Origin of the sequence: Massilia aerilata, assembly GCF_042656905.1 — a bacterium.
Lineage (GTDB): Bacteria > Pseudomonadota > Gammaproteobacteria > Burkholderiales > Burkholderiaceae_D > Telluria > Telluria aerilata.
In genome coordinates, this window is record NZ_JBHSMZ010000016.1 from 475,094 (window position 1) to 494,643 (window position 19,550).

At 66.1% G+C, this 19,550-nt stretch carries 18 protein-coding genes; 9 read left to right on the plus strand and 9 right to left on the minus strand.

Annotated features, from left to right (window positions below):
• Positions 1 to 121 precede the first annotated feature (121 nt).
• Complete coding sequence (locus tag ACFPO9_RS21655; RefSeq protein ID WP_379774755.1) at positions 122 to 1,228, minus strand: S-(hydroxymethyl)glutathione dehydrogenase/class III alcohol dehydrogenase; 1,107 nt, start codon at positions 1,226 to 1,228, stop codon at positions 122 to 124.
• A 73-nt stretch (positions 1,229 to 1,301) separates the two neighbouring features.
• Complete coding sequence (locus tag ACFPO9_RS21660) at positions 1,302 to 1,937, minus strand: ANTAR domain-containing response regulator (RefSeq protein ID WP_379774757.1); 636 nt, start codon at positions 1,935 to 1,937, stop codon at positions 1,302 to 1,304.
• 392 nt (positions 1,938 to 2,329) lie between these two features.
• Here ACFPO9_RS21660 and ACFPO9_RS21665 point away from each other — a divergent pair, with 392 nt between their 5' ends.
• From ACFPO9_RS21665 to ACFPO9_RS21690, 6 genes are all read left to right on the plus strand, one after another.
• Positions 2,330 to 3,838, plus strand: coding sequence for a S8 family serine peptidase (locus ACFPO9_RS21665; RefSeq protein WP_379774760.1), 1,509 nt, complete (start codon positions 2,330 to 2,332; stop codon positions 3,836 to 3,838).
• Positions 3,839 to 3,961: 123 nt separating this feature from the next.
• A complete protein-coding gene (locus ACFPO9_RS21670) occupies positions 3,962 to 4,618 on the plus strand; it encodes a class I SAM-dependent methyltransferase (RefSeq protein ID WP_379774763.1) in 657 nt (218 codons plus the stop codon).
• Positions 4,619 to 4,818: 200 nt separating this feature from the next.
• Complete coding sequence (locus tag ACFPO9_RS21675) at positions 4,819 to 5,991, plus strand: ATP-binding protein (protein ID WP_379774765.1); 1,173 nt, start codon at positions 4,819 to 4,821, stop codon at positions 5,989 to 5,991.
• The gene (locus ACFPO9_RS21680) at positions 5,991 to 6,410 is read left to right on the plus strand and encodes a response regulator (protein WP_379774767.1); all 420 of its coding nucleotides are present in this window, start codon (positions 5,991 to 5,993) and stop codon (positions 6,408 to 6,410) included. The genes ACFPO9_RS21675 and ACFPO9_RS21680 overlap by 1 nt, the downstream gene beginning before the upstream one ends.
• Before the next feature lie 38 nt (positions 6,411 to 6,448).
• Positions 6,449 to 9,247 carry a valine--tRNA ligase gene (locus ACFPO9_RS21685; RefSeq protein WP_379774770.1) on the plus strand — a complete coding sequence of 933 codons (2,799 nt, stop codon included), beginning with the start codon at positions 6,449 to 6,451 and terminating at the stop codon, positions 9,245 to 9,247.
• Between the two features lie 145 nt (positions 9,248 to 9,392).
• Positions 9,393 to 9,662 carry a hypothetical protein gene (locus ACFPO9_RS21690; RefSeq protein ID WP_379774773.1) on the plus strand — a complete coding sequence of 90 codons (270 nt, stop codon included), beginning with the start codon at positions 9,393 to 9,395 and terminating at the stop codon, positions 9,660 to 9,662.
• Here ACFPO9_RS21690 and ACFPO9_RS21695 read toward each other — a convergent pair.
• The 4 genes from ACFPO9_RS21695 to ACFPO9_RS21710 all read right to left on the minus strand — a co-directional run bounded on the left by ACFPO9_RS21695 (position 9,659) and on the right by ACFPO9_RS21710 (position 13,864).
• Complete coding sequence (locus tag ACFPO9_RS21695) at positions 9,659 to 10,240, minus strand: PEP-CTERM sorting domain-containing protein (protein WP_379774775.1); 582 nt, start codon at positions 10,238 to 10,240, stop codon at positions 9,659 to 9,661. The two genes, ACFPO9_RS21690 and ACFPO9_RS21695, sit on opposite strands and share 4 nt — an antisense overlap.
• A 76-nt stretch (positions 10,241 to 10,316) precedes the next feature.
• Positions 10,317 to 10,922, minus strand: coding sequence for a response regulator transcription factor (locus tag ACFPO9_RS21700; protein WP_379774779.1), 606 nt, complete (start codon positions 10,920 to 10,922; stop codon positions 10,317 to 10,319).
• On the minus strand, positions 10,919 to 12,040 hold the full coding sequence (locus ACFPO9_RS21705; protein WP_379774781.1) for a sensor histidine kinase: 1,122 nt from the start codon (positions 12,038 to 12,040) through the stop codon (positions 10,919 to 10,921). Before ACFPO9_RS21705 ends, ACFPO9_RS21700 begins: the two co-directional genes overlap by 4 nt.
• Positions 12,041 to 12,061: 21 nt before the next feature.
• Complete coding sequence (locus tag ACFPO9_RS21710) at positions 12,062 to 13,864, minus strand: CIA30 family protein (protein ID WP_379774784.1); 1,803 nt, start codon at positions 13,862 to 13,864, stop codon at positions 12,062 to 12,064.
• Positions 13,865 to 14,066: 202 nt separating this feature from the next.
• Here ACFPO9_RS21710 and ACFPO9_RS21715 point away from each other — a divergent pair, with 202 nt between their 5' ends.
• The 3 genes from ACFPO9_RS21715 to ACFPO9_RS21725 all read left to right on the plus strand — a co-directional run bounded on the left by ACFPO9_RS21715 (position 14,067) and on the right by ACFPO9_RS21725 (position 17,341).
• Positions 14,067 to 14,513: a DUF2147 domain-containing protein gene (locus tag ACFPO9_RS21715; RefSeq protein WP_379774787.1), complete on the plus strand. Its 447-nt coding sequence runs from the start codon at positions 14,067 to 14,069 to the stop codon at positions 14,511 to 14,513.
• 90 nt (positions 14,514 to 14,603) lie between these two features.
• Entirely contained in the window at positions 14,604 to 16,829 is a 2,226-nt protein-coding gene (locus ACFPO9_RS21720; protein ID WP_379774790.1) for a putative bifunctional diguanylate cyclase/phosphodiesterase, read from the plus strand.
• Between the two features lie 62 nt (positions 16,830 to 16,891).
• On the plus strand, positions 16,892 to 17,341 hold the full coding sequence (locus ACFPO9_RS21725; protein ID WP_379774793.1) for a hypothetical protein: 450 nt from the start codon (positions 16,892 to 16,894) through the stop codon (positions 17,339 to 17,341).
• On the opposite strand, the gene ACFPO9_RS21730 is transcribed toward ACFPO9_RS21725, so the two are convergent.
• The 3 genes from ACFPO9_RS21730 to ruvA form a co-directional block, all read right to left on the minus strand.
• On the minus strand, positions 17,308 to 17,766 hold the full coding sequence (locus tag ACFPO9_RS21730) for a YaiI/YqxD family protein (RefSeq protein WP_379774795.1): 459 nt from the start codon (positions 17,764 to 17,766) through the stop codon (positions 17,308 to 17,310). The genes ACFPO9_RS21725 and ACFPO9_RS21730 overlap by 34 nt on opposite strands.
• Before the next feature lie 13 nt (positions 17,767 to 17,779).
• A complete protein-coding gene (gene ruvB / locus ACFPO9_RS21735) occupies positions 17,780 to 18,847 on the minus strand; it encodes a Holliday junction branch migration DNA helicase RuvB (RefSeq protein WP_379774798.1) in 1,068 nt (355 codons plus the stop codon).
• A gap of 106 nt (positions 18,848 to 18,953) precedes the next feature.
• Positions 18,954 to 19,532, minus strand: a complete 579-nt coding sequence (ruvA, locus tag ACFPO9_RS21740) for a Holliday junction branch migration protein RuvA (protein ID WP_379774801.1) — start codon at positions 19,530 to 19,532, stop codon at positions 18,954 to 18,956.
• Positions 19,533 to 19,550: the final 18 nt, after the last annotated feature.

Sequence of the window (19,550 nt, forward strand, 5' to 3'; positions counted from 1 at the left end):
CGGTTTTGGGGGAGTGGGCGGGAAAAGAACCGATCCGTAGGGTGGGCACCCCGTGCCCACGATTGCATGCGGATCACTGCACATCGTGGGCACGGGGTGCCCACCCTACCGAAATAGGTTATTAGTACACGACGACCGAGCGAATCGATTCGCCCCGCTTCATTAGGTCGAAGCCCTCATTGATTTGATCCAGCGACAAATGATGGGTGATCAGGTCGTCGATGTTGATCTTGTTCTCCATGTACCAGTCGACGATCTTCGGCACGTCGGTACGGCCGCGCGCGCCGCCGAAGGCCGAGCCTTTCCAGACGCGCCCGGTCACCAGCTGGAACGGACGGGTCGCGATTTCCTTGCCGGCTTCCGCCACGCCGATGATGATCGACTGGCCCCAGCCTTTATGGCAGCACTCCAGCGCCTGGCGCATGGTGGTGACGTTGCCGATGCACTCGAAGGAGTAATCGGCGCCGCCGTCGGTCAGCTGGACGATGGCGTCGACCACGTTCTCGACCTGGGTCGGGTTCACGAAATGGGTCATGCCGAACTTGCGCGCCATCTCTTCGCGGCCCGGGTTGATGTCCACGCCGATGATCTTGTCGGCGCCGACCATCTTCGCCGCCTGGATCACGTTCAGGCCGATGCCGCCCAGGCCGAACACCACCACGTTGGCGCCCGCCTCCACCTTGGCGGTGAAGATCACGGCGCCGATGCCGGTGGTGACGCCGCAGCCGATGTAGCAGACCTTGTCGAACGGGGCGTCGCTGCGGATTTTCGCCAGCGCGATTTCCGGCACCACGATGTAGTTCGAGAAGGTCGAGGTGCCCATGTAATGGTAGATCGGCTTGCCGTCCAGCGAAAATCGAGAAGTAGCATCAGGCATCAGGCCGCGGCCTTGCGTGGAACGGATGGCCTGGCACAGGTTGGTCTTCTGCGACAGGCAGAATTTGCACTGGCGGCATTCCGGGGTGTACAGCGGGATGACGTGGTCATCCTTTTTGAGGCTGGTGACGCCGGGGCCGACGTCGACCACCACGCCGGCGCCTTCATGGCCGAGGATGGCCGGGAACAGGCCTTCCGGGTCGGCGCCCGACAGGGTGTACCAGTCGGTGTGGCAGATGCCGGTGGCCTTGATCTCGACCAGCACCTCGCCCGCCTTCGGTCCTTCGAGCTCGACTTCCTCGATGGTCAGCGGCTTCCCCGCCTGCCATGCAATCGCTGCCTTGGTTTTCATGTCGCCTTGTCCTTCCAGTCGCTTGATAAATGGTTTGCCATCATACCAAGCCAGAAGGGATCGCGTGGCGGCCCTACTTCCTTAGCCGCGCGGCAAACGCCCCATGCAGGCCATTGAGCAACTCCTCGGCCGCCACGATCTGCTCGGCCACTTCGTTGACCTTGCGGCGGCTCGAGCGCGCGTGGTCGCGCAGGACTTCGAAGGCGGTGTTGCGGTCGGTCTGGTAGCGCGCCATCAGCAGGCCCACGGCCAGGCTGGTCTCGCGGCCGGCGGCCAGGGCCGCGTTCAGATTGGCCTCGGTGCGGCGCAATTGGCGAATCTCGTCGGCGCGCGCCAGGCCGGCCTCGAAGGCCGGCAGCAGGCGGCTCGCGTCGACGGGCTTGACCACGAAGCCGACCGCGCCATGGCTGGCGGCCTGGCGCGCGGTCTCGGCGTCATCCACCGAGGACAGGAACATGAAAGGCACCTCGGTATGGTCTTTCAGGCGCTGCGCGAGTTCGAGCCCCGACATGCCGGGCATGGTGATGTCGAGCAGGGCCAGGGCGATGTCCGCGCCCCGCTCCTGCACGCGCTGCACGGCTTCGGGCGCGGAGCCGGCGCCGACGGTGTCGTAACCGGCGTGCTGCAACACGGTGGAAATGAAGTCGAGCAGGAGGGGGTCGTCGTCGACCAGCAGGATCAGCCGGCGGGGGGGAACGGGTGCGCTCATGGACTTTTTACTTTCTTCACGAAATCTTCACAACTCCGCTTTCGGCGGCCAAAAATATAGCATGTACATTTGTGACAAATCTAGATTTTCATCAATTGAATCATATGCACAGACGATCACGCAACACTCCCCGCGCACGATTGAAAATGTTTTGCATATGCATAAGTTCCCTTCATAAACTGGCTCGGCTGTTTTTACGGGACGCTGGGCCCGGCCTCCTGCGAGAACAGTGATGTATCGGTCGTTAAGGCAGTAAAACCACAAGGCGCCCGGCCACGAGCCGCGCTCTATAACGATAAGTATTAACGGAGAAAACACCGATGAATCAGAAACACACTCGCGCAGCAAAGAAGTTCGTTCCTGCCCTCACCCTCTGCGCTGCGGCGTTGGCAGTGGTTTTTGCAAGCAGCGCCTCGGCCGCCGCGCCTGACACCACCCGCGTGATCGTCGCCTTCAAGCCGGGCGCCAAAGCGGCCATGAAGTCGGTGGTCGCGGCCGCCAAAGGCTCGGTCAAGCAAGAAATCTTCGGCATGGATGCGATGGCGATCGAAGTGCCGGCCGTCGCCCTGAAGGGCCTGGAAAACAACCCGAACGTCGAGTATATCGAGGAAGATGTGGTTCGCAAGCCGTTCGCGCTGACCACCCCCTCGACCGGCACCCCCTACACCCTGGGCCAGCAGGTCCCCTACGGCATCAAGCTGGTGCAGGCCGACCAGCTGCCGGACACCAACACCAGCAACCGCAAGATCTGCATCATCGACTCGGGCGTCGACTTCAACCATGAAGACCTGAAGGACAACGGCGCCAACGTCACCGGCGAGTACGACGCCGGCACCGGCTGGTGGTACACCGACGAAACCCACCACGGCACCCACGTGTTCGGCACCATCGCCGGCGTCAACAACGGCATGGGCGTGGTCGGCGTGAACCCGAACAAGCACCTCAAGCTGCACATCGTGAAGGTATTCGGCAATGCCGGCGCCTGGACCTATTCGTCGACCCTGGCCTCGGCCGCCAACAAGTGCGGCGCGGCGGGTGCGAACGTCATCACCATGTCGCTGGGCGGCGGCGCCAAGAGCATGACCGAGCAGCGCGCCTTCGACAGCTTGCAGACCAAGGGCGTGCTGAGCATCGCCGCGGCCGGCAACGACGGCAACGCCACCACTTCCTACCCGGCCGGCTACGCCAGCGTGATGTCGGTGGCGGCGGTCGACGAGAACAAGACGGTCGCCAGCTTCTCGCAGTACAACAGCGATGTCGAGATCGCCGGTCCGGGCGTGGCCGTGCTGTCGAGCGTGCCGATGGGCGTGGGCCAGGACCCGGTGCTGTCGGTCGGTTCGTCCACCTACGCGCCGACGGCGATGGAAGGCTCGCCGGTCAAGATCGCGACCGCCCCGCTGGCCGACTTCGGCATCGGCGACACCGTCAACACCGCGGTCTCCGGCAAGGTCTGCCTGATCCAGCGCGGCACCGTCGACTTCGCGACCAAGGTCTCCAACTGCCAGAACAGCGGCGGCGTCGGCGCGGTCGTCTACAACAATGTCGCCGGTCCGCTGGCGGGCACCCTGGGCACCACCGTGATCAGCATCCCGTCGGTCGGCGCGTCGGATACCGAAGGCGCGGCGATGAAGGCGCAGCTGGGCCAGAGCGCCACCGTCGGCGTCAAGGCTTCCAACTATGCCTACTTCGACGGTACCTCGATGGCGACCCCGCACGTGTCGGCCGTGGCTGCCCTGGTGTGGAGCTACTTCCCGACCTGCACCGGCGCCCAGATCCGTACCTCGCTGAACAACAGCGCGCTCGACCTGGGCACCGCCGGCCGCGACACCAAGTACGGCTACGGCCTGGTGCAGGCCAAGGCTGCCTACGACCGTATCAAGTCGCTGGGCTGCGGTAAGTAAAAGGCGCTCGCGCCTTTCGTAGGGTGGGCACCCCGTGCTCACGCGTGACGTTTGTGGCATCTTTAAGTTACGCGTGGGCACGGTGTGCCCACCCTACTTTTTTTCAAACCACCAAAAGAAAACATGGACACCAAGGTCATCGATTCCTGGCACAAGAACGCGGCCCCCTGGGTTACCGCAGTACGCGACAACGAAATCGAAAGCCGTACCCTGGTCACCAACCAGGCCATCGTCGACGCCGTGCGCAGCCTCGCGCCCACGACCGGCCTGGACATCGGCTGCGGCGAAGGCTGGCTGGTGCGGGCCCTGCCCGGCATCGCGATGACCGGCGTCGACGTGGTGCCGGAACTGGTCGATGCCGCGCGGCAGGCCGGCGGCGGCGACTTCCATGTCATGTCCTACGAAGACATCGCGGAGGGGCGGCTGGCGCTCGAGGTCGATGTCGCGGTGTGTAACTTCTCGCTGATCGGCGAGGATGCGGTCGCCGGCCTGTTCCGCGCCGCGCCGAGCTATCTGCGGCCGGGCGGCGCCCTGGTCGTGCAGACCATGCACCCGCTCACGGCCTGCGGCGACGCGCCCTACCAGGACGGCTGGCGCGAAGGCAGCTGGGCCGGTTTCAATGCCGGCTTCACCGATCCGCCGCCCTGGTACTTCCGCACCCTGGGCAGCTGGATCAAGCTGTACGCCGGCCACGGTTTCCGGCTGCTGGAAATGCGCGAGCCCCTGCATCCGCAGACCGGCAAGCCGGCCTCGCTGATCCTGGTGGGCCAGTTGACTTAATATAAATAAGCGTAGGCGATGCCAGGTTTCAGCTGTATATTGATTTCCAGCCTCCTTTCAAACCGCATCATTGCCGGTTTCTTCTCCAGCCTTCGTTCGTCCCAGCGAACCATTCCTGTATGACTTGCCGCCGGCCGCATGCCTGATTGTGCTGCAGTCCGTGCGTCCGCACGGGCTTTCCCGCTAATGACAAGGCCCACGTGCTCACCAAAAACGCCATGCGACTCGCCGACTTCATCCTCGACAACATGGAGCCGATCCTGCAGGCCTGGCAAGACTTTGCCCGTACCATCGAGCCCCCTGCCCTGACCATGGACGATATCGAACTGCGCGATCACGCGCGGCTGATGCTGACGGCCATCGCCATCGACCTGAAGACGCCGCAATCGTCCTTGGAACAGTCGGAAAAGTCGCAGGGAAGAGGCCCGCGCGGCGCCGGCGACACGGCCGCGGAAACCCATGCCGAAACGCGCCTCCTGTCCGGCTACAGCGTCGAGCAGCTGGTGTCCGAATACCGGGCATTGCGATCGAGCGTGCTGCACCTGTGGACCTCACGCACAAAAACCGGCCAGGCGACCGACATGGACGACGTCACCCGTTTCAACGAGGCGATCGACCAGTCGCTGGCCGAATCGGTGGCGCGCTACGCCCTGCTGATCAAGCAGTCGGAAAACATGTTCCTCGCCATCCTCGGGCACGACTTGCGCAACCCGCTCGGCACGGTGCTCACCGGTGCGACCCTCATCATGCGCGCGACCGAGATCCCAAGCAAATACGTGCTTGCGGCGACCCGCATCTTCAACAGCGGCCAACGGATGAACAAGCTGATCGGTGACTTGATCGACTTCACACGCACCCACCTCGGCTCCGGCATCCCGATCAAGCCCAAGCGGATGAACCTTGCCGAAGTCTGCCTGAACGTCGTCGACGAACTGCGCACCTCCCACCCGGAGCGCATCATCGACTATCAGGCGCCGGCGCGCGAAGACGTCCACGGCGACAACGACCGCCTGGCGCAGGTGCTGTCCAACCTGATCGGCAACGCCCTGCAGCATGGCGCGCACGACCATCCGGTCAGCGTACGCGTTTCCGGCACCGGGGAGGATGTCAGCGTGGCCGTGCACAACTTGGGCCCGGCCATCCCGGCCGACAAGATCGGCAGCGTGTTCGATCCGCTGATCCGCTTCGCGGCGCGCGACGCGACGGACGACACACGCGACACCAGCCTGGGCATCGGCATGTTCATCGCGCGCGAGGTCGCCAGTGCGCACGGCGGCGCGATTGCGGTGGCCTCGAGCGCGGACGAGGGCACGACCTTCCGCATGACCCTGCCGCGCCGCCTGCCGCCGCGCTCGCGCGCCGGGGACCGCTGATGGGCGCACCGCTCTTCCGCAAGGTCCTGCTGATCGACGACAACGATGACGCGCGCGAGCTGCTCGGCATGGCGCTCGAGCTGCGCGGGCACAGCGTTGCCACTGCCGGCGACGGGCCCGCCGGGCTGGAACGCGCCGCCGCGTTTTCGCCTGAGGTCGTGTTCCTGGACCTCGGCATGCCGGGCATGGACGGCTACGACACCGCCCGCGCCCTGCGCCGCCTGCCGGGCCTGGCGCTGGTGTGGATCGTCGCCCTGAGCGGCTGGAACGACCAGCAAACCATCGCGCGCACGGTCAGCGCCGGTTTCGACCGTCACCTGAGCAAACCGGCCGACTTCGCGCTCATCGACGCTGTTTTAAGCGCGGATCTGGTCCGTACCGGACTGGCACCGTTGCGGGGGCGGGCCAGTCAACTATAATGGTTCTTTTCGAAAATTCACCTGCCAACACAGCCATCATGGAATTAGCCAAGTCTTTCGAGCCAGCCGATATCGAACAATTCTGGCGCACCGAATGGGAACAGCGCGGTTACTTTGCCGCCACCACGGACCCCGACAAGCCTTCGTTCAGCATCCAGCTGCCGCCGCCGAACGTGACGGGCACCCTGCACATGGGTCACGCCTTCAACCAGACCGTCATGGATGGCCTGACCCGCTACTACCGCATGCGTGGCTTCAACACGGCCTGGATCCCGGGCACCGACCACGCCGGCATCGCGACCCAGATCGTGGTCGAGCGCCAGCTGGACGCCCAGAAGATCTCGCGCCATGACCTCGGCCGCGAAGCCTTCGTCGAGAAGGTCTGGGAGTGGAAGGAAAAGTCGGGCAGCACCATCACCGGCCAGATGCGCCGCCTGGGCGCCTCCGCCGACTGGAACCGCGAATACTTCACGATGGACGAGCCGCGGTCAAGCACCGTGTCAGAAGTCTTCGTGCGCCTGTACGAGCAGGGCCTGATCTACCGCGGCAAGCGCCTGGTCAACTGGGACCCGGTGCTGGGCACCGCCGTCTCCGACCTCGAAGTGGTGTCGGAAGAAGAAGACGGCTCGATGTGGTACATCCAGTACCCGCTGGCGGACGGCAGCGGCCACCTGACGGTCGCCACCACCCGCCCTGAAACCATGCTGGGCGACGTCGCCGTCGCGGTCGATCCGACCGACGAGCGCTATACCCACCTGCACGGCAAGATGATCAAACTGCCGCTGGTCGGCCGCGAAATCCCCGTCATCGCCGACGAATACGTGGATAAAGCCTTCGGCACCGGCTGCGTGAAGATCACCCCGGCCCACGACTTCAACGACTACGCCGTCGGCCAGCGCCACAAGCTGGCGATGCCGAGCATCATGACGCTCGACGCGAAGATCGCCGACGAGGCGCCGGAAGCCTACCGCGGCCTGGACCGCTTCGAAGCGCGCAAGAAGATCGTCGCCGACCTCGAAGTGCAAGGCCTGCTGGAACAGGTCAAGCCGCACAAGCTGATGGTGCCGCGCGGCGACCGCACCGGCGTCATCATCGAGCCGATGCTGACCGACCAGTGGTTCGTCGCCATGAGCAAGCCGGCGCCGGAAGGCACTTTCAACCCGGGCAAGTCGATCACCGAAGTGGCGCTGGAAAAGGTCGCCAGCGGCGAGATCCAGTTCGTGCCCGAAAACTGGACCACCACCTATAACCAGTGGCTGGGCAACATCCAGGACTGGTGCATCTCGCGCCAGCTGTGGTGGGGCCACCGCATTCCGGCCTGGTACGGCCCGAACGGCGAAATCGTGGTCGCGCGCAGCGAAGAAGAAGCGCAGCAGAAGGCCAGGGAGCAAGGCATCGCCGGCGAGATCAAGCGCGACGACGACGTGCTCGACACCTGGTTCTCCTCGGCCCTGGTGCCCTTCTCGACCATGGGCTGGCCGGAACAGACCAGGGACATGGACCTGTTCCTGCCGTCCTCGGTGCTGGTGACCGGCTTCGACATCATCTTCTTCTGGGTTGCGCGCATGGTCATGATGACCGCGCACTTCACCGGCAAGGTGCCGTTCAAGACCGTCTACGTGCACGGCCTGGTGCGCGATTCGGCCGGCCAGAAGATGTCCAAGTCGAAGGGCAACACGCTGGACCCGATCGACCTGATCGACGGCATCGACGTCGAGTCGCTGGTCGCCAAGCGCACCACCGGCCTGATGAACCCGAAGGCCGCCGAGAAAATCGCCAAGGCGACGCGCAAGGAATTCCCGGAAGGGATCGCGGCCTACGGCACCGACGCCGTGCGCTTCACCATGGCCAGCTACGCCTCGCTGGGCCGCAATATCAACTTCGACCTCGGCCGCGCCGAAGGCTACCGCAACTTCTGCAACAAGCTGTGGAACGCGACCCGCTTCGTGCTGATGAACACCGAGGGCAAGGACTGCGGAAAGCCGGAAGCCGCCGACCTGTCGCAGGCCGACCGCTGGATCATCTCGCAGATGAACCGCGTGGAACTGGACGTGGCCAAGGGCTTCGCCGACTACCGCTTCGACAACATCGCCTCCAGCATCTACAGCTTCGTCTGGGACGAGTACTGCGACTGGTACCTGGAACTGGCCAAGGTGCAAGTCCAGCAAGGCACCGAGGCCCAGCAGCGCGCCACCCGCCACACCCTGCTGCGCGTGCTGGAAGTGATCCTGCGCCTGGCGCATCCGATCATTCCGTTCGTGACCGAGCAGCTGTGGCACGCGGTCGCGCCGCTGGCCGGCAAAACGGGCGACACCATCATGCTGCAGCCCTACCCGGTCGCCGACGAATCGCTGATCGACGCCGGCGCCGAGAGCTGGATGGACCAGTTCAAGAAGCTGACCGACGCCACCCGCAACCTGCGCGGCGAGATGAAGCTGTCGCCCTCGGTGCGCGTGCCGCTGATCGTCGAACCGGGTTCGGATGCCGACCGCGCCGCCGCCCAGAGCTTTGCGCCGTATGTGCAGCTGCTCGGCAAGCTGTCGGAAGTGCAGATCGTCGACACCCTGCCGGAATCACCGGCCGCGGTGTCCATCGTCGGCACCACCAAGCTGATGCTGAAGGTCGAGATCGACGTCGCCGCCGAGCGCGAACGCCTGTCGAAGGAGATCGCGCGCCTGCAGGGCGAGATCGCCAAGGCCGAGGGCAAGCTGTCCAGCGAGAGCTTCGTCGCCCGCGCCCCGGCAGCCGTGGTGGCCCAGGAACGCGAGCGCGTCGAGAACTTCGGCGCCACGCTGGCCAAGATGCGGGAGCAGTTGGGCAAGCTGCCGCCGGCCTGATTTTTTGCCGTTTGTAAAAAAAGCCGCGCCCGGGTCTTGCCTGGCGCGGCTTTTTTTCGTCTTCGCGGGCACGTGACAAAGTGCGCGTATTTCGTGTCGTCCGCCCTGCTATCCTCGGACGCATCCCGTCGACCGAGAACTTCGCATGAAAGCTGTCATTCCGCTGGCCCTGACCCAGGCCCTGGCCTGGCATCTGCCGATCCACGCGGCGGACGCGCTGCCATCCCACCTGACCGGCGTCTGGGGCACGGCAGAGTCTTTGGACACTGGCGCCGTCGCGCAGTCCTTCCTGCATCTCGCTGCGGACGGCTATGGCTTCGCAGTCGGCTCGGCCCCGGTGAAGCGCATGGACGGCACCGCGAAGCAGATCGAGGCGGTGCGCTCGCCGCCGGAGTTCAGCCAACCGGGCCGCTAGCGCCGGCGCGCGCGGCGGCCGTGCAGCAGCAGCCCGGCCAGTCCGAGACCCAGCATCGCCACCTGCCCCGGTTCCGGCGCCGGTGAGATGTTCGTCACGAAATTATCGATCTCGCCCCACTGCGGGTCGGGCGTACTCAGGTCGCCGGGGTTGGGCATGAACCAGTCGATGTAAGTCACGTGCTGGAAGGCCGCCGGCATGGTGAAGGTGGCCAGCGGCTGGTCGCCGAGGATGCTGAAGGTGGCGCCGGTATCGCTGACGAACACCGAATCGCCGCCGAAATAATCGAAGGCGACGAAGTCGAAGCTTTCGCCGTCGAGGCGCTGGAAACGGTAGGGTTGCGAGCCCTCGCGGCTGTGCAGCACCAGCGAGTCGGCGCCGGCGTGCAGGTGCGGGCCATTCGGTTCGAGCGAGGTGACGCTGAAGCCCGATTCGGTCCACGAATCCGGGTAGGGCCCGAGCTTGCCGATGTTGTCGAAGGTGAGCGTCACGGTCTGGGCGAAAGCCGGGGCACAGGCCATGCCGAAGGCGCAGCAGAGCGCGACGATGCAGCGTTGGATCCAGCTTGATTGCGTCATGGTAATCCTCAATGCGGTTGAGGGACGACGACCGTCCACCCTCACAGCATAGGGATGGGCCGCAAGGCCATATTGATCAGAGCCAGCCCGCGTTACGCGCCATCCGGTAAGCCTCGATGCGATTTCCCGCATTCAGCTTGCTGATCGCCTCCGACAGGTAGTTGCGCACCGTGCCCTCGGACAAGTGCACCAGCCTGGCGATCTCGCCGCTGGTCTTACCCTCGCCGGCCAGGCGCAGCACCTGGCGCTCGCGCTCGGACAGCGGATCCTGGCCCGCGCTCCAGCTTTCCAGCGCCAGCTCGGGCGCGATCGCCCGGCCGCCGCCGTGCACGACGCGGATCGCCGCCGCCAGGTTCTCGGCCGGCGCATCCTTCAGCAGGTAGCCGCGCACCCCGGCCTCCAGCGCACGGCGCAAATAGCCGCTGCGCGCGAAGGTCGTCACGATCACCACCCTGGCTGGCAGGCCGAGTTCCTGCAGATGGGCCGCCAGTTCTAGGCCGGTCATCTGCGGCATTTCGACGTCGGTGAGGACGATGTCCGGCCGCAGCGCGCGGCACAGCGCCAGCGCATCCTTGCCGTTGCCGGCGGTGCCGACCACGTCGAGGTCGTCCTCGAGTTTCAGGAGCGCCGCCAGTGCGCCCAGCACCAGCGCCTGGTCTTCGGCGATCACGATACGAATCATGCTGCTTCCCCTTCCATGTCTTTTACAGGCAGGCGCAGCTCCAGCCGCAAGCCCTTGTCGACGCTCACCAGGAGCTGGCCGCCGACCGATGAAGCGCGTTCGCGCATGCCCGTCAATCCATTGCCGACGCGGAGCTCGTCGCCGGCGCGCAGGCGGTCGCCGTCGTCCAGCACGCGCAGCACCGCGCTGCCCTGCTCCAATGCGAGAGCGATCGTGCAGCGCGTGGCGCCGGCGTGGCGCACCACGTTGGTCACCGCTTCGCGCAGCGCCAGGGCCAGCACGTGTTCGGGCGCCGGCGCCAGCGCAAACTGCTGGATGTCCTCGCGCAGTTCGACGCCGGCGGCGGCCAGGCTGGCGCGGGCGCTGGCCAGGGCGCCCGGCAGGCCGCTGTCGCGGTAGCCGGTCACCGCCGTCCTCACCTCGGCCAGGGCGCGCCGGGCGCTGGTTTCGATGTCCGCGATCTCGCGCTTGCAGGCCTCGAGGTCGCGCCCGGCCAGCTTGCCCGCCAGTTCGGCCTTCAGGGCGATCAGGGACAGCGAGTGGCCCAATAAATCGTGCAGATCGCGCGAAATACGTTCGCGTTCGGCGATGCGGGCGATGTGCTCGACCTCCTCCTGCTTGCGCAGCAGCTGCTTGCGCGAGGCGCGCAGGCCGCCTTCCATGATCGAGGCCACGCCCACCGACAGCCCGACCAGCCATGGGGCCAGCAGGAAGGACGAGGTGTTCTGCGCCAGCAGGTAGCCGGTGGCGGTGGCCAGCGCCAGCACCAGGGCCAGCATGCGCGGGGCGTTGCGGCCAGGGGCCAGGCGGCCGCACATACCGGCCGCGAAGATGAAGAAGGTGCCGGCGCCCTGGTTGTACGGCGCCCACAGCATGCCGAACAAACAGGCTGCCAGGATGCACAGGACGGCGGTGCGGCCGCCGGACCAGAAGCTGTACAGGTAGAGCGGCAGGAACAGCGCGATGCTAAGCCCCAGCATCGCCAGCTCGAAGGGGCCGACCGTGCTGTAGAAGTACTTGAACAGCAGGAAGGCCAGGGACATCGCCCACAGGTAGGGCAGCTTGCCCAGGTCGGCCGGGACCCAGGGCCCGGCCAGCACGCGTTTGAGTGTCTGCATCGCTCTTTGTGTTTATGCTTATCAGCGGTCGACCAGGCGAACGTCGGCGATCTCGAAGCGGTAGTCGCCGGGTTGCGGTCCTGCGTTAAATCCTATCATGGTCACCGCCGACGGATCGACCCCGGCAAAGTCGCTGAACGGAATCGTCACTTCCTTCCACTCGGCGCCGGTGTCGAAGGCCACGCTGCGCGGGATCGTCATGCCGCTCGAGGCCATCGACACCGTGTACTTGCGGCCGTCGCCGCGCACGCGGAAGCGAACCATCTTGGCGGCGCTCAGGTCCGCGCCCAGCATCGGCTGCGCGCCCGGCAGGAAGGCCGCGCCGGCCCAGGGATAGGCGAAGCCGGGCTTGACCTGGGCGTCGATGGCGATGGCCGCGCCGCCTTCGCTTGCCGATTGCGCGCCCAGGTTCACGGTCGAGACGCCGCCCGCGAATTTGTCCGTGGACGGGAACCAGCCGGTGCCGAAGGGGCTGGCCAGCTTGCCGTCCTTGAGCAGCGAGATCCTGCCGTCGGCCGGCAGCGCCAGCGGCTGCGTGCCCTTGACCGCGTTCTGCTGCGCCACGTGCCTGAGCTGGGCGTCGCGGACCGGCGCCGTGCTCTCGCCGTCCTTCCACACCTCGACGATGCGGCGGGTGGCCGCGATGTCCTGCAGCGGATTGCCCTCGACGAGCACCAGGTCGGCCTTGTAGCCCTTGGCGATCTGGCCGCGCCGGCCCAGGCGGAAGGCCCTGGCCGGGGCGCTGGTGGCGGCCACCAGGGCTTCGCGCGGGCTCAGGCCGGCGTCGACCAGCGCCGCCAGTTCATGGTGCAGGCTGGCGCCGTACTGGGTACCGGCATTGCCGGCGTCGGTGCCCGCCAGCAGCGGCACGCCGGCGCGGCGCATGGCGGCGGTCACCATCTTCGGCGCGGCCAGGATGGCGGGACGCGGCGACGGGCCGTAGCCGGTCTGCAGGGCGCCGCGTTCTTCGCGGTCGAGCAGCGCGGCCACCTGCGGATCCTCGAGCAGCTCGCGCGGCTTCACGCCGGCGATGCTTTCCAGGACCGAGAAGGTCGGCACCACGAAAGCGCCTTTCGCCTGCGCCAGCCGGGCCAGGCTGTCCGCCTGTTCCTGCGAGAGCTTGTCGGCGACGAACAGGTGGGCCAGGCCGTCGGCGCCGGCTTCCAGCGCGGCGCGGGCGTTCTCCAGATTGCTGATGTGGACCACGGCCAGCTTGCCGCGCTTGTGGGCGGCATCGATGACGGCCTTCACGGTGGCGCGGTCGAGGCTGTTGAAATGGTGGTCGCCGAAGCCGTCTTCCATGACCACCTTGATGAAGTGCGAGCCCTCGGCGATGCGGGCGTCGACGAAGGCCTGGGCGTCGCCGCCGTTTTCCAGGGTCGGGATCTTGACCGGGTATTCGGTGCCGTGGCCGCCCGGCGCGGTGACCAGGGTGCCGGCCGAGAACACGTCGGCCTCGCCGCCGTTGCGGCCGGCCGCCATCTGCTTCTGGATGCGCTGCATGACCTCGACGCCGGTGAACATGTCGACCTGGGTCGTCACGCCGAACACCAGCGGCAGTTCGAAATGCTGCCAGGTGTGGACGTGGGCGTCGATCAGGCCCGGCAGCAGGGTGCGGCCCTTGCCATCCACCACGCGGCTGCCTGCCGGCGCCTTGCCGCGGTAATCGCTGTCGGCGATCAGGCCGTCGCGCACCAGCACCGAACGGTGTTCGTGCGCGCTCCTGCCGTCGAAGACGCGCACGTCCTGGACCAGCGTGGTGCCGGCGAAGGCGGTGGAAGAGCAAGCCAGGGCGGCGGCGAGCATGAGGGCGGTCGGTTTCATGTGTGTTCCCCTATTCCTTGTTGGTTGTCGATGGCGATCTGCCATTGACGCCAGTATCGGGAAAGGCCGGCCGCCGCAACAGGCGCGACCGCCATCAGTTTCAGGTGACAAATGTCATCTGCAAGAATTTCCGCCGGGCTTTTTACCGAACGACCGTACTGTTTGCTACACTCAGCTTGCAGACAACCATACTGGAGACCCCATGCGCACCCTCATCAACGCTACTCTGATTGCCGCCGTCCTCGCCTCCCCGCTCGCGTGGGCGCAGGACGGTTCGCCGACCGGCCTGTGGAAGACCATCGACGACAGCTCCGGCAAGCCGAGCGCGCTGATCCGCATCACCGAAAACCATGGCGAGCTGACCGGCAAGATCGAGAAGCTGTTCCGCACTCCGGACGAAGACCAGAACCCGAAGTGCCAGCTGTGCACCGATGCCCGCAAGGACCAGCCCATCGTCGGCATGACCATCGTCTCGGGCCTGAAGAAAACCGGCGACGAATACACCGGCGGCGAGATCCTCGATCCGAAGAACGGCAAGGTCTACAAGAGCAAGCTGACGGTGCGCGACGGCGGCAAGAAGGTCGAGGTGCGCGGCTTCATCGGCATGCCGATGTTCGGCCGCTCGCAGGTCTGGCTGCGCCAGGAATAATCCAGCCTGGCGGCCCCGGCCGGGCGAACCCGGCGCGGGGGTGTGCGGCTTGTGCGCTACACTGCCTCCAGGTAGAACAGGGAGGAAACGATGGCCCAGCCGCCAGGCACGCCACCGGTCGTGCAGCCGCCGCCGCAGGATCTGGCATCCAGCCAGGTCGCGCGCTATCTGGCCGCCGATGCGCCGCCGGTCCCCCTGCATTACCTCACCTATCTGTTCGAACACGTTGCCGACGTCATCTTCTTCCTGGAGGTGCTGGACGGCGAGCGCTACCGCTTTTCCGCGGTCAACGAGCGCTTCACCCTCGCCACCGGCCTGCCGGTCGGCGCGGTGGTCGGCAAGGAAGTCGACGAGATCATCCCGCCCGACTCGCTGGCGCTGGTGAAGTCGAAATACCGGGAAGCGATTGCCACCCGCAATGTGGTGCGCTGGCAGGAGGTGTCGCACTACCCGAGCGGCACCAGGACCGGCGATGTGACCGTCTCGCCGGTGATCGATGCCGACGGCGGCTGCCGCCTGCTGATGGGCGTCGTGCACGACATCACCGAACATGTCCGCAACCGCCACCAGCTCGAGCTCGGTTCGCTGGTGTTCCAGAACAGCCAGGAGGCGATCGCCGTGCTCGATGCGGACGGCCGCGTCGAAGCCATCAACCCCGCCTTCACCGCCATGCGCGGCTACACGCTGGAGGAGATTGCCGGCAAGGCGCCGCGGGTCTACCACGCCGGGCTGGACGAGGCCGATTTCGACGATGCCTTGTGGGCGCAACTGCGCGCCAGCGGGCAATGGCAGGGCGAATTGTGGAGCCGCCACAAGGACGGCCAGGTGCTGGCCGAATACCGGAGCATCAGCGCCGCCTACGGCCCCGACGGGCAAGTGCGCAACTATATCGAGATCGGCACCGACATCAGCGACTCCAAGCGCGCCGAGGAGTTTGCCTGGCGCCAGGGTAACTACGATGCCCTGACCGGCTTGCCGAACCGCCAGATGTTCATGGAGCACGTGGCCGAAGCCATTCGCCGCGCCGACGGCGAGGCCGGCAGCTTCACCCTGCTGGTGATCGACCTCGACCGCTTCAAGGACGTCAACGAAACCCTGGGCCATTCTTCCGGCGACGAGATCCTGAAGGAAGCCGCCCAGCGCCTGCTCGACTGCACGCGCGACGGCGACACCGTGGGCCGCCTCGGCGGCGACGAGTTCACCGTGCTGCTGGCCGCCAGGCCGGAACGGACCGAGCAGGAAGCCTTCGCCGTCGACCGCACGGCCCAGGCCATCATCCAGGCCATGGCCAAGCCTTTCGTGATCGCCGACGAAGACCTGCACCTGTCGGCCAGCATCGGCATCACGCATTACCCGAAGGACGCCGCGGACATGGAAAGCCTGGTCAAGCACGCCGACCAGGCCTTGTACGTGGCCAAGCAGCAGGGGCGCAACCGCTATGCCTACTTCTCGCAGACGATGCAGGAAAGGGCGCAGGCGCGCCGCCGGCTGATCAAGGATTTGCGCAGCGCGCTGAGCGAACGCAAGCTCGAAGTCCATTACCAGCCCATCGTCGATCTCGCGACCGGCGCCCTGGAGAAGGTCGAGTCGCTGGTGCGCTGGACCCATCCGCAACGCGGCATGATCGGCCCGGCCGAATTCATTCCACTGTGCGAAGAGACCGGCATGATCGTGGAATTGGGCGAGCAGGTCTTCGAGACGGTGGTGCGCGACGCCGTCTCCTGGAAAGAGGCGTACGGCGCCTGCCTGCAGCTCGGGATCAACGTCTCGCCGGTCCAGCTGCTGTCCGGGCGCGAGGCCTGCGAGCGCTGCTTTCAACTGGCCAGGCGCGCCGCGCTGCCCGAGCACACCCTGGTCATCGAAGTCACCGAGGGCATGCTGCTCGATAACAATCCCTTCGTCATCCAGCAGCTGCGCCAGATGGACGAGAACGGCATGGACCTGGCGCTGGACGATTTCGGCACCGGCTATTCGTCCCTGTCCTACCTGAAGAAATTCAGCTTCCAGTTCCTCAAGATCGACCGCGCCTTCGTGATGCACCTGGAAGCCGGCACCACCGACTACGCCTTGTGCGAGACCATCATCACGATGGCCCACAAGCTGGGCATGCGGGTCATCGCCGAAGGCATCGAAACGCCGGAACAGCTGGCCCTGCTCAAGCAGGCCGGCTGCGACTACGGCCAGGGTTATCTGTTCTCGAAAGCGGTGCCGCGCGAGACGATCGCGCACTGGCTCGCCCGCGGCGCCATGCCCTGGATGCGCGCCGGCTTTGCCCAGCACGCGTTCAAGCGCGCGACAGGAAAATTATCGCAATGATAATCTCGCGTCAGCTATCTTGAACAATCGAACCAAGCATCAGTAACGAAGGATCCGCCTCAATGATTTTCCTGCGTCTGCTTGCCCTCCTCGCGGGCAGCCTCGTCCTCATCCTGCCGCCCATCGTTGCGGCCGGAGATTCCCATCCCGGCATGCCGGGCTGGATCGCCGTCGGCGGCCTGGCCGGCCTGGTGCTGATTGCGGCCAGCTTCCTCTACATCGCCGCGTTCGGTGACCGCATGCGCCGCTCCACCCCCGCGCGCGCCGTCGGCGGCCTGCTGCTGCTGATCCCGGCCGCCGCCGCCCTCACCATGCTGGCCACGCGCACCGACGAAGCCCTGCTGTGGGCCAGCGGCACCCTGCTGTCGTTCACGGTCCTGATGGTCCTCAGCTTCGTGTTCCCGGTCTCGCACGACCGCCGCCAGCGCCCGATGCGCCAGCGAGAACGGCTTGAACCCGCGCTGGTGCTGGTCAAGCGTCATCCTTCGGCCGGGCGGCGCCGCGCGAGATAGCGGTCGAGGGCATTGCCGAACTGCTGCCGGTCGGCCTGGCTGAAGGCGCTGGGGCCGCCGGTGTCGACGCCGCCGCTGCGCAACTCTTCCATGAAGGCCCGCATCGTCAGCTGCTGGGCGATATTGTCCCTGGTATAAAACTCGCCGCGCGGATTCAGCGCATCCCCACCCTTCTCGAGCACGCGCGCCGCCAGCGGAATGTCGCCGGTGATCACCAGGTCGCCCGGCGCCAGGCGCTCGACGATTTCAGTGTCGGCCACGTCCGGCCCGCTCGGCACCTGGACCGCGCGGATGAAGCGCGAGCCCGGCACCCGGATCAACTGGTTCGCAATCAAGGTCACCTGCAGCTGCAGGCGCTCGGCCACGCGGAACAGGATGTCCTTGATCACACCCGGACAGGCATCGGCATCGACCCAGATTTCCATCTACGCTCCCGCCTTATGCCGGCGGCAGGTTGTCCCACAGATCGCCGGTGGGGCTGATGCGGGGTGCGGCGACGCCGAAATGTTTGTAGGCCAGCGGCGTCGCGATGCGGCCGCGCGGGGTGCGCTGCAGATAGCCCTGCTGGATCAGGTAGGGTTCCAGCACGTCCTCGATGGTGTCGGCGGCCTCGCCGATCGCCGCCGCCAGGTTGCCGATGCCGACCGGGCCGCCGGCAAACTTGAACAGCACCGCCTCCAGCAGCTTGCGGTCCATGACGTCGAAGCCGACGGTGTCGACGTCCAGCATCTTCAGCGCGCGGTCGGCCATGTCCTTGGTGATCTCGCCGTTGCCCTTCACTTCCGCATAGTCGCGCACGCGGCGCAGCAGGCGGTTGGCGATACGCGGCGTGCCGCGCGCGCGCTTCGCGACTTCGCGCGCGCCCTCCTCGTTGATCGGCGCCTCCAGCAGCGCCGCGCTGCGGGTCACGATCCTGGTGAGCTCATCGACGTTGTAGAACTCGAGGCGCGCGACGATGCCGAAGCGGTCGCGCAGCGGATTGGTCAGCATGCCGGCGCGGGTGGTGGCGCCGACCAGCGTGAACGGCTGCAGGTCGAGCTTGACGGAACGCGCCGCCGGGCCTTCGCCGATCATGATGTCGATCTGGTAGTCCTCGAGCGCCGGATACAAAATCTCCTCGACCACCGGCGACAGGCGGTGGATCTCGTCGATGAACAGGACGTCGTTGGCTTCCAGGTTGGTCAGCAGGGCCGCCAGGTCGCCCGGACGCTCCAGCACCGGGCCGGAGGTCTGGCGCAGGTTCACGCCCATCTCGCGCGCGATGATGTGGGCCAGCGTGGTTTTACCCAGGCCCGGCGGTCCGAACAGCAGCGTGTGGTCGAGCGCTTCGCGGCGCTTGCGGGCCGCCGAGATGAAGATCTCGAGCTGGTCGCGGATCTTCGACTGGCCGACGTATTCGTCGAGGTGCTTGGGCCGCAGCGCGCGCTCGATCGCCTCCTCGTTCGGCGAGGCCGGCGCGGCGTCGATGATGCGCTGCTCGGTGAAGTTGTCGGTCTGGATGCTCATGTTTGATTCTATCGTTACGTCGTCCCCGCGAAGGCGGGGATCCAAGTTTTGCCTGAGCTATCGAAACGCATGCAAACTTGGGTTCCCGCCTTCGCGGGAACGACGGTTATGCTTTCGAAAGCGACTTGAGCGCCAGCTTGATGCCGTCGGAAACCGTCGTCCCGGCCGGCATGTTCTTGATCGCGGCCAGCGCTTCCTTGTCAGAATACCCCAAGGCCAGCAGCGCATTGAGCACGTCTGCCTGGGCATCGTCCTGCACGGCGCCGCCGACCGCGCCGATGTCGGCGCCCAGCTTGCCCTTCAGTTCCAGCAGCAGGCGCTCGGCGGTCTTCTTGCCGATGCCCGGCACCTTGACCAGGCGGCCGGCTTCCTGCAAGGTCACGGCCTGGGCCAGGTCGGCCACCGACATGCCGGACAAGATCGACAATGCCGTCCGCGCGCCGACGCCGGTGATCTTGATCAGCTGGCGGAACACGGCGCGCTCGCTGGCGGAGCCGAAGCCGAACAGCAGGTGCGCATCCTCGCGCACCACGTAGTGCGTGAACAGGGTCACTCTCTCGCCGGTATGCGGCAGGTTATAGAAGGTGCCCATCGGCACGTCGACCTCGTAGCCGACGCCCTGGCAATCCACGAGCACTTGCGGGGGATTCTTTTCCAGCAGTACGCCGGACAGACGACCGATCATCGTTGACCTTTCTTTGTT

Excerpts from the sequence above, each read along its gene's own strand:
- ACFPO9_RS21655 (WP_379774755.1), bottom strand. The coding sequence starts at position 1,228 with ATGAAAACCAAGGCAGCGATTGCATGGCAGGCGGGGAAGCCGCTGACC.
- ACFPO9_RS21660 (WP_379774757.1), bottom strand. The coding sequence starts at position 1,937 with ATGAGCGCACCCGTTCCCCCCCGCCGGCTGATCCTGCTGGTCGACGAC.
- ACFPO9_RS21670 (WP_379774763.1), top strand. The coding sequence starts at position 3,962 with ATGGACACCAAGGTCATCGATTCCTGGCACAAGAACGCGGCCCCCTGG.
- ACFPO9_RS21680 (WP_379774767.1), top strand. The coding sequence starts at position 5,991 with ATGGGCGCACCGCTCTTCCGCAAGGTCCTGCTGATCGACGACAACGAT.
- ACFPO9_RS21685 (WP_379774770.1), top strand. The coding sequence starts at position 6,449 with ATGGAATTAGCCAAGTCTTTCGAGCCAGCCGATATCGAACAATTCTGG.
- ACFPO9_RS21690 (WP_379774773.1), top strand. The coding sequence starts at position 9,393 with ATGAAAGCTGTCATTCCGCTGGCCCTGACCCAGGCCCTGGCCTGGCAT.
- ACFPO9_RS21695 (WP_379774775.1), bottom strand. The coding sequence starts at position 10,240 with ATGACGCAATCAAGCTGGATCCAACGCTGCATCGTCGCGCTCTGCTGC.
- ACFPO9_RS21700 (WP_379774779.1), bottom strand. The coding sequence starts at position 10,922 with ATGATTCGTATCGTGATCGCCGAAGACCAGGCGCTGGTGCTGGGCGCA.
- ACFPO9_RS21705 (WP_379774781.1), bottom strand. The coding sequence starts at position 12,040 with ATGCAGACACTCAAACGCGTGCTGGCCGGGCCCTGGGTCCCGGCCGAC.
- ACFPO9_RS21710 (WP_379774784.1), bottom strand. The coding sequence starts at position 13,864 with ATGAAACCGACCGCCCTCATGCTCGCCGCCGCCCTGGCTTGCTCTTCC.
- ACFPO9_RS21715 (WP_379774787.1), top strand. The coding sequence starts at position 14,067 with ATGCGCACCCTCATCAACGCTACTCTGATTGCCGCCGTCCTCGCCTCC.
- ACFPO9_RS21720 (WP_379774790.1), top strand. The coding sequence starts at position 14,604 with ATGGCCCAGCCGCCAGGCACGCCACCGGTCGTGCAGCCGCCGCCGCAG.
- ACFPO9_RS21725 (WP_379774793.1), top strand. The coding sequence starts at position 16,892 with ATGATTTTCCTGCGTCTGCTTGCCCTCCTCGCGGGCAGCCTCGTCCTC.
- ACFPO9_RS21730 (WP_379774795.1), bottom strand. The coding sequence starts at position 17,766 with ATGGAAATCTGGGTCGATGCCGATGCCTGTCCGGGTGTGATCAAGGAC.
- ruvB (WP_379774798.1), bottom strand. The coding sequence starts at position 18,847 with ATGAGCATCCAGACCGACAACTTCACCGAGCAGCGCATCATCGACGCC.
- ruvA (WP_379774801.1), bottom strand. The coding sequence starts at position 19,532 with ATGATCGGTCGTCTGTCCGGCGTACTGCTGGAAAAGAATCCCCCGCAA.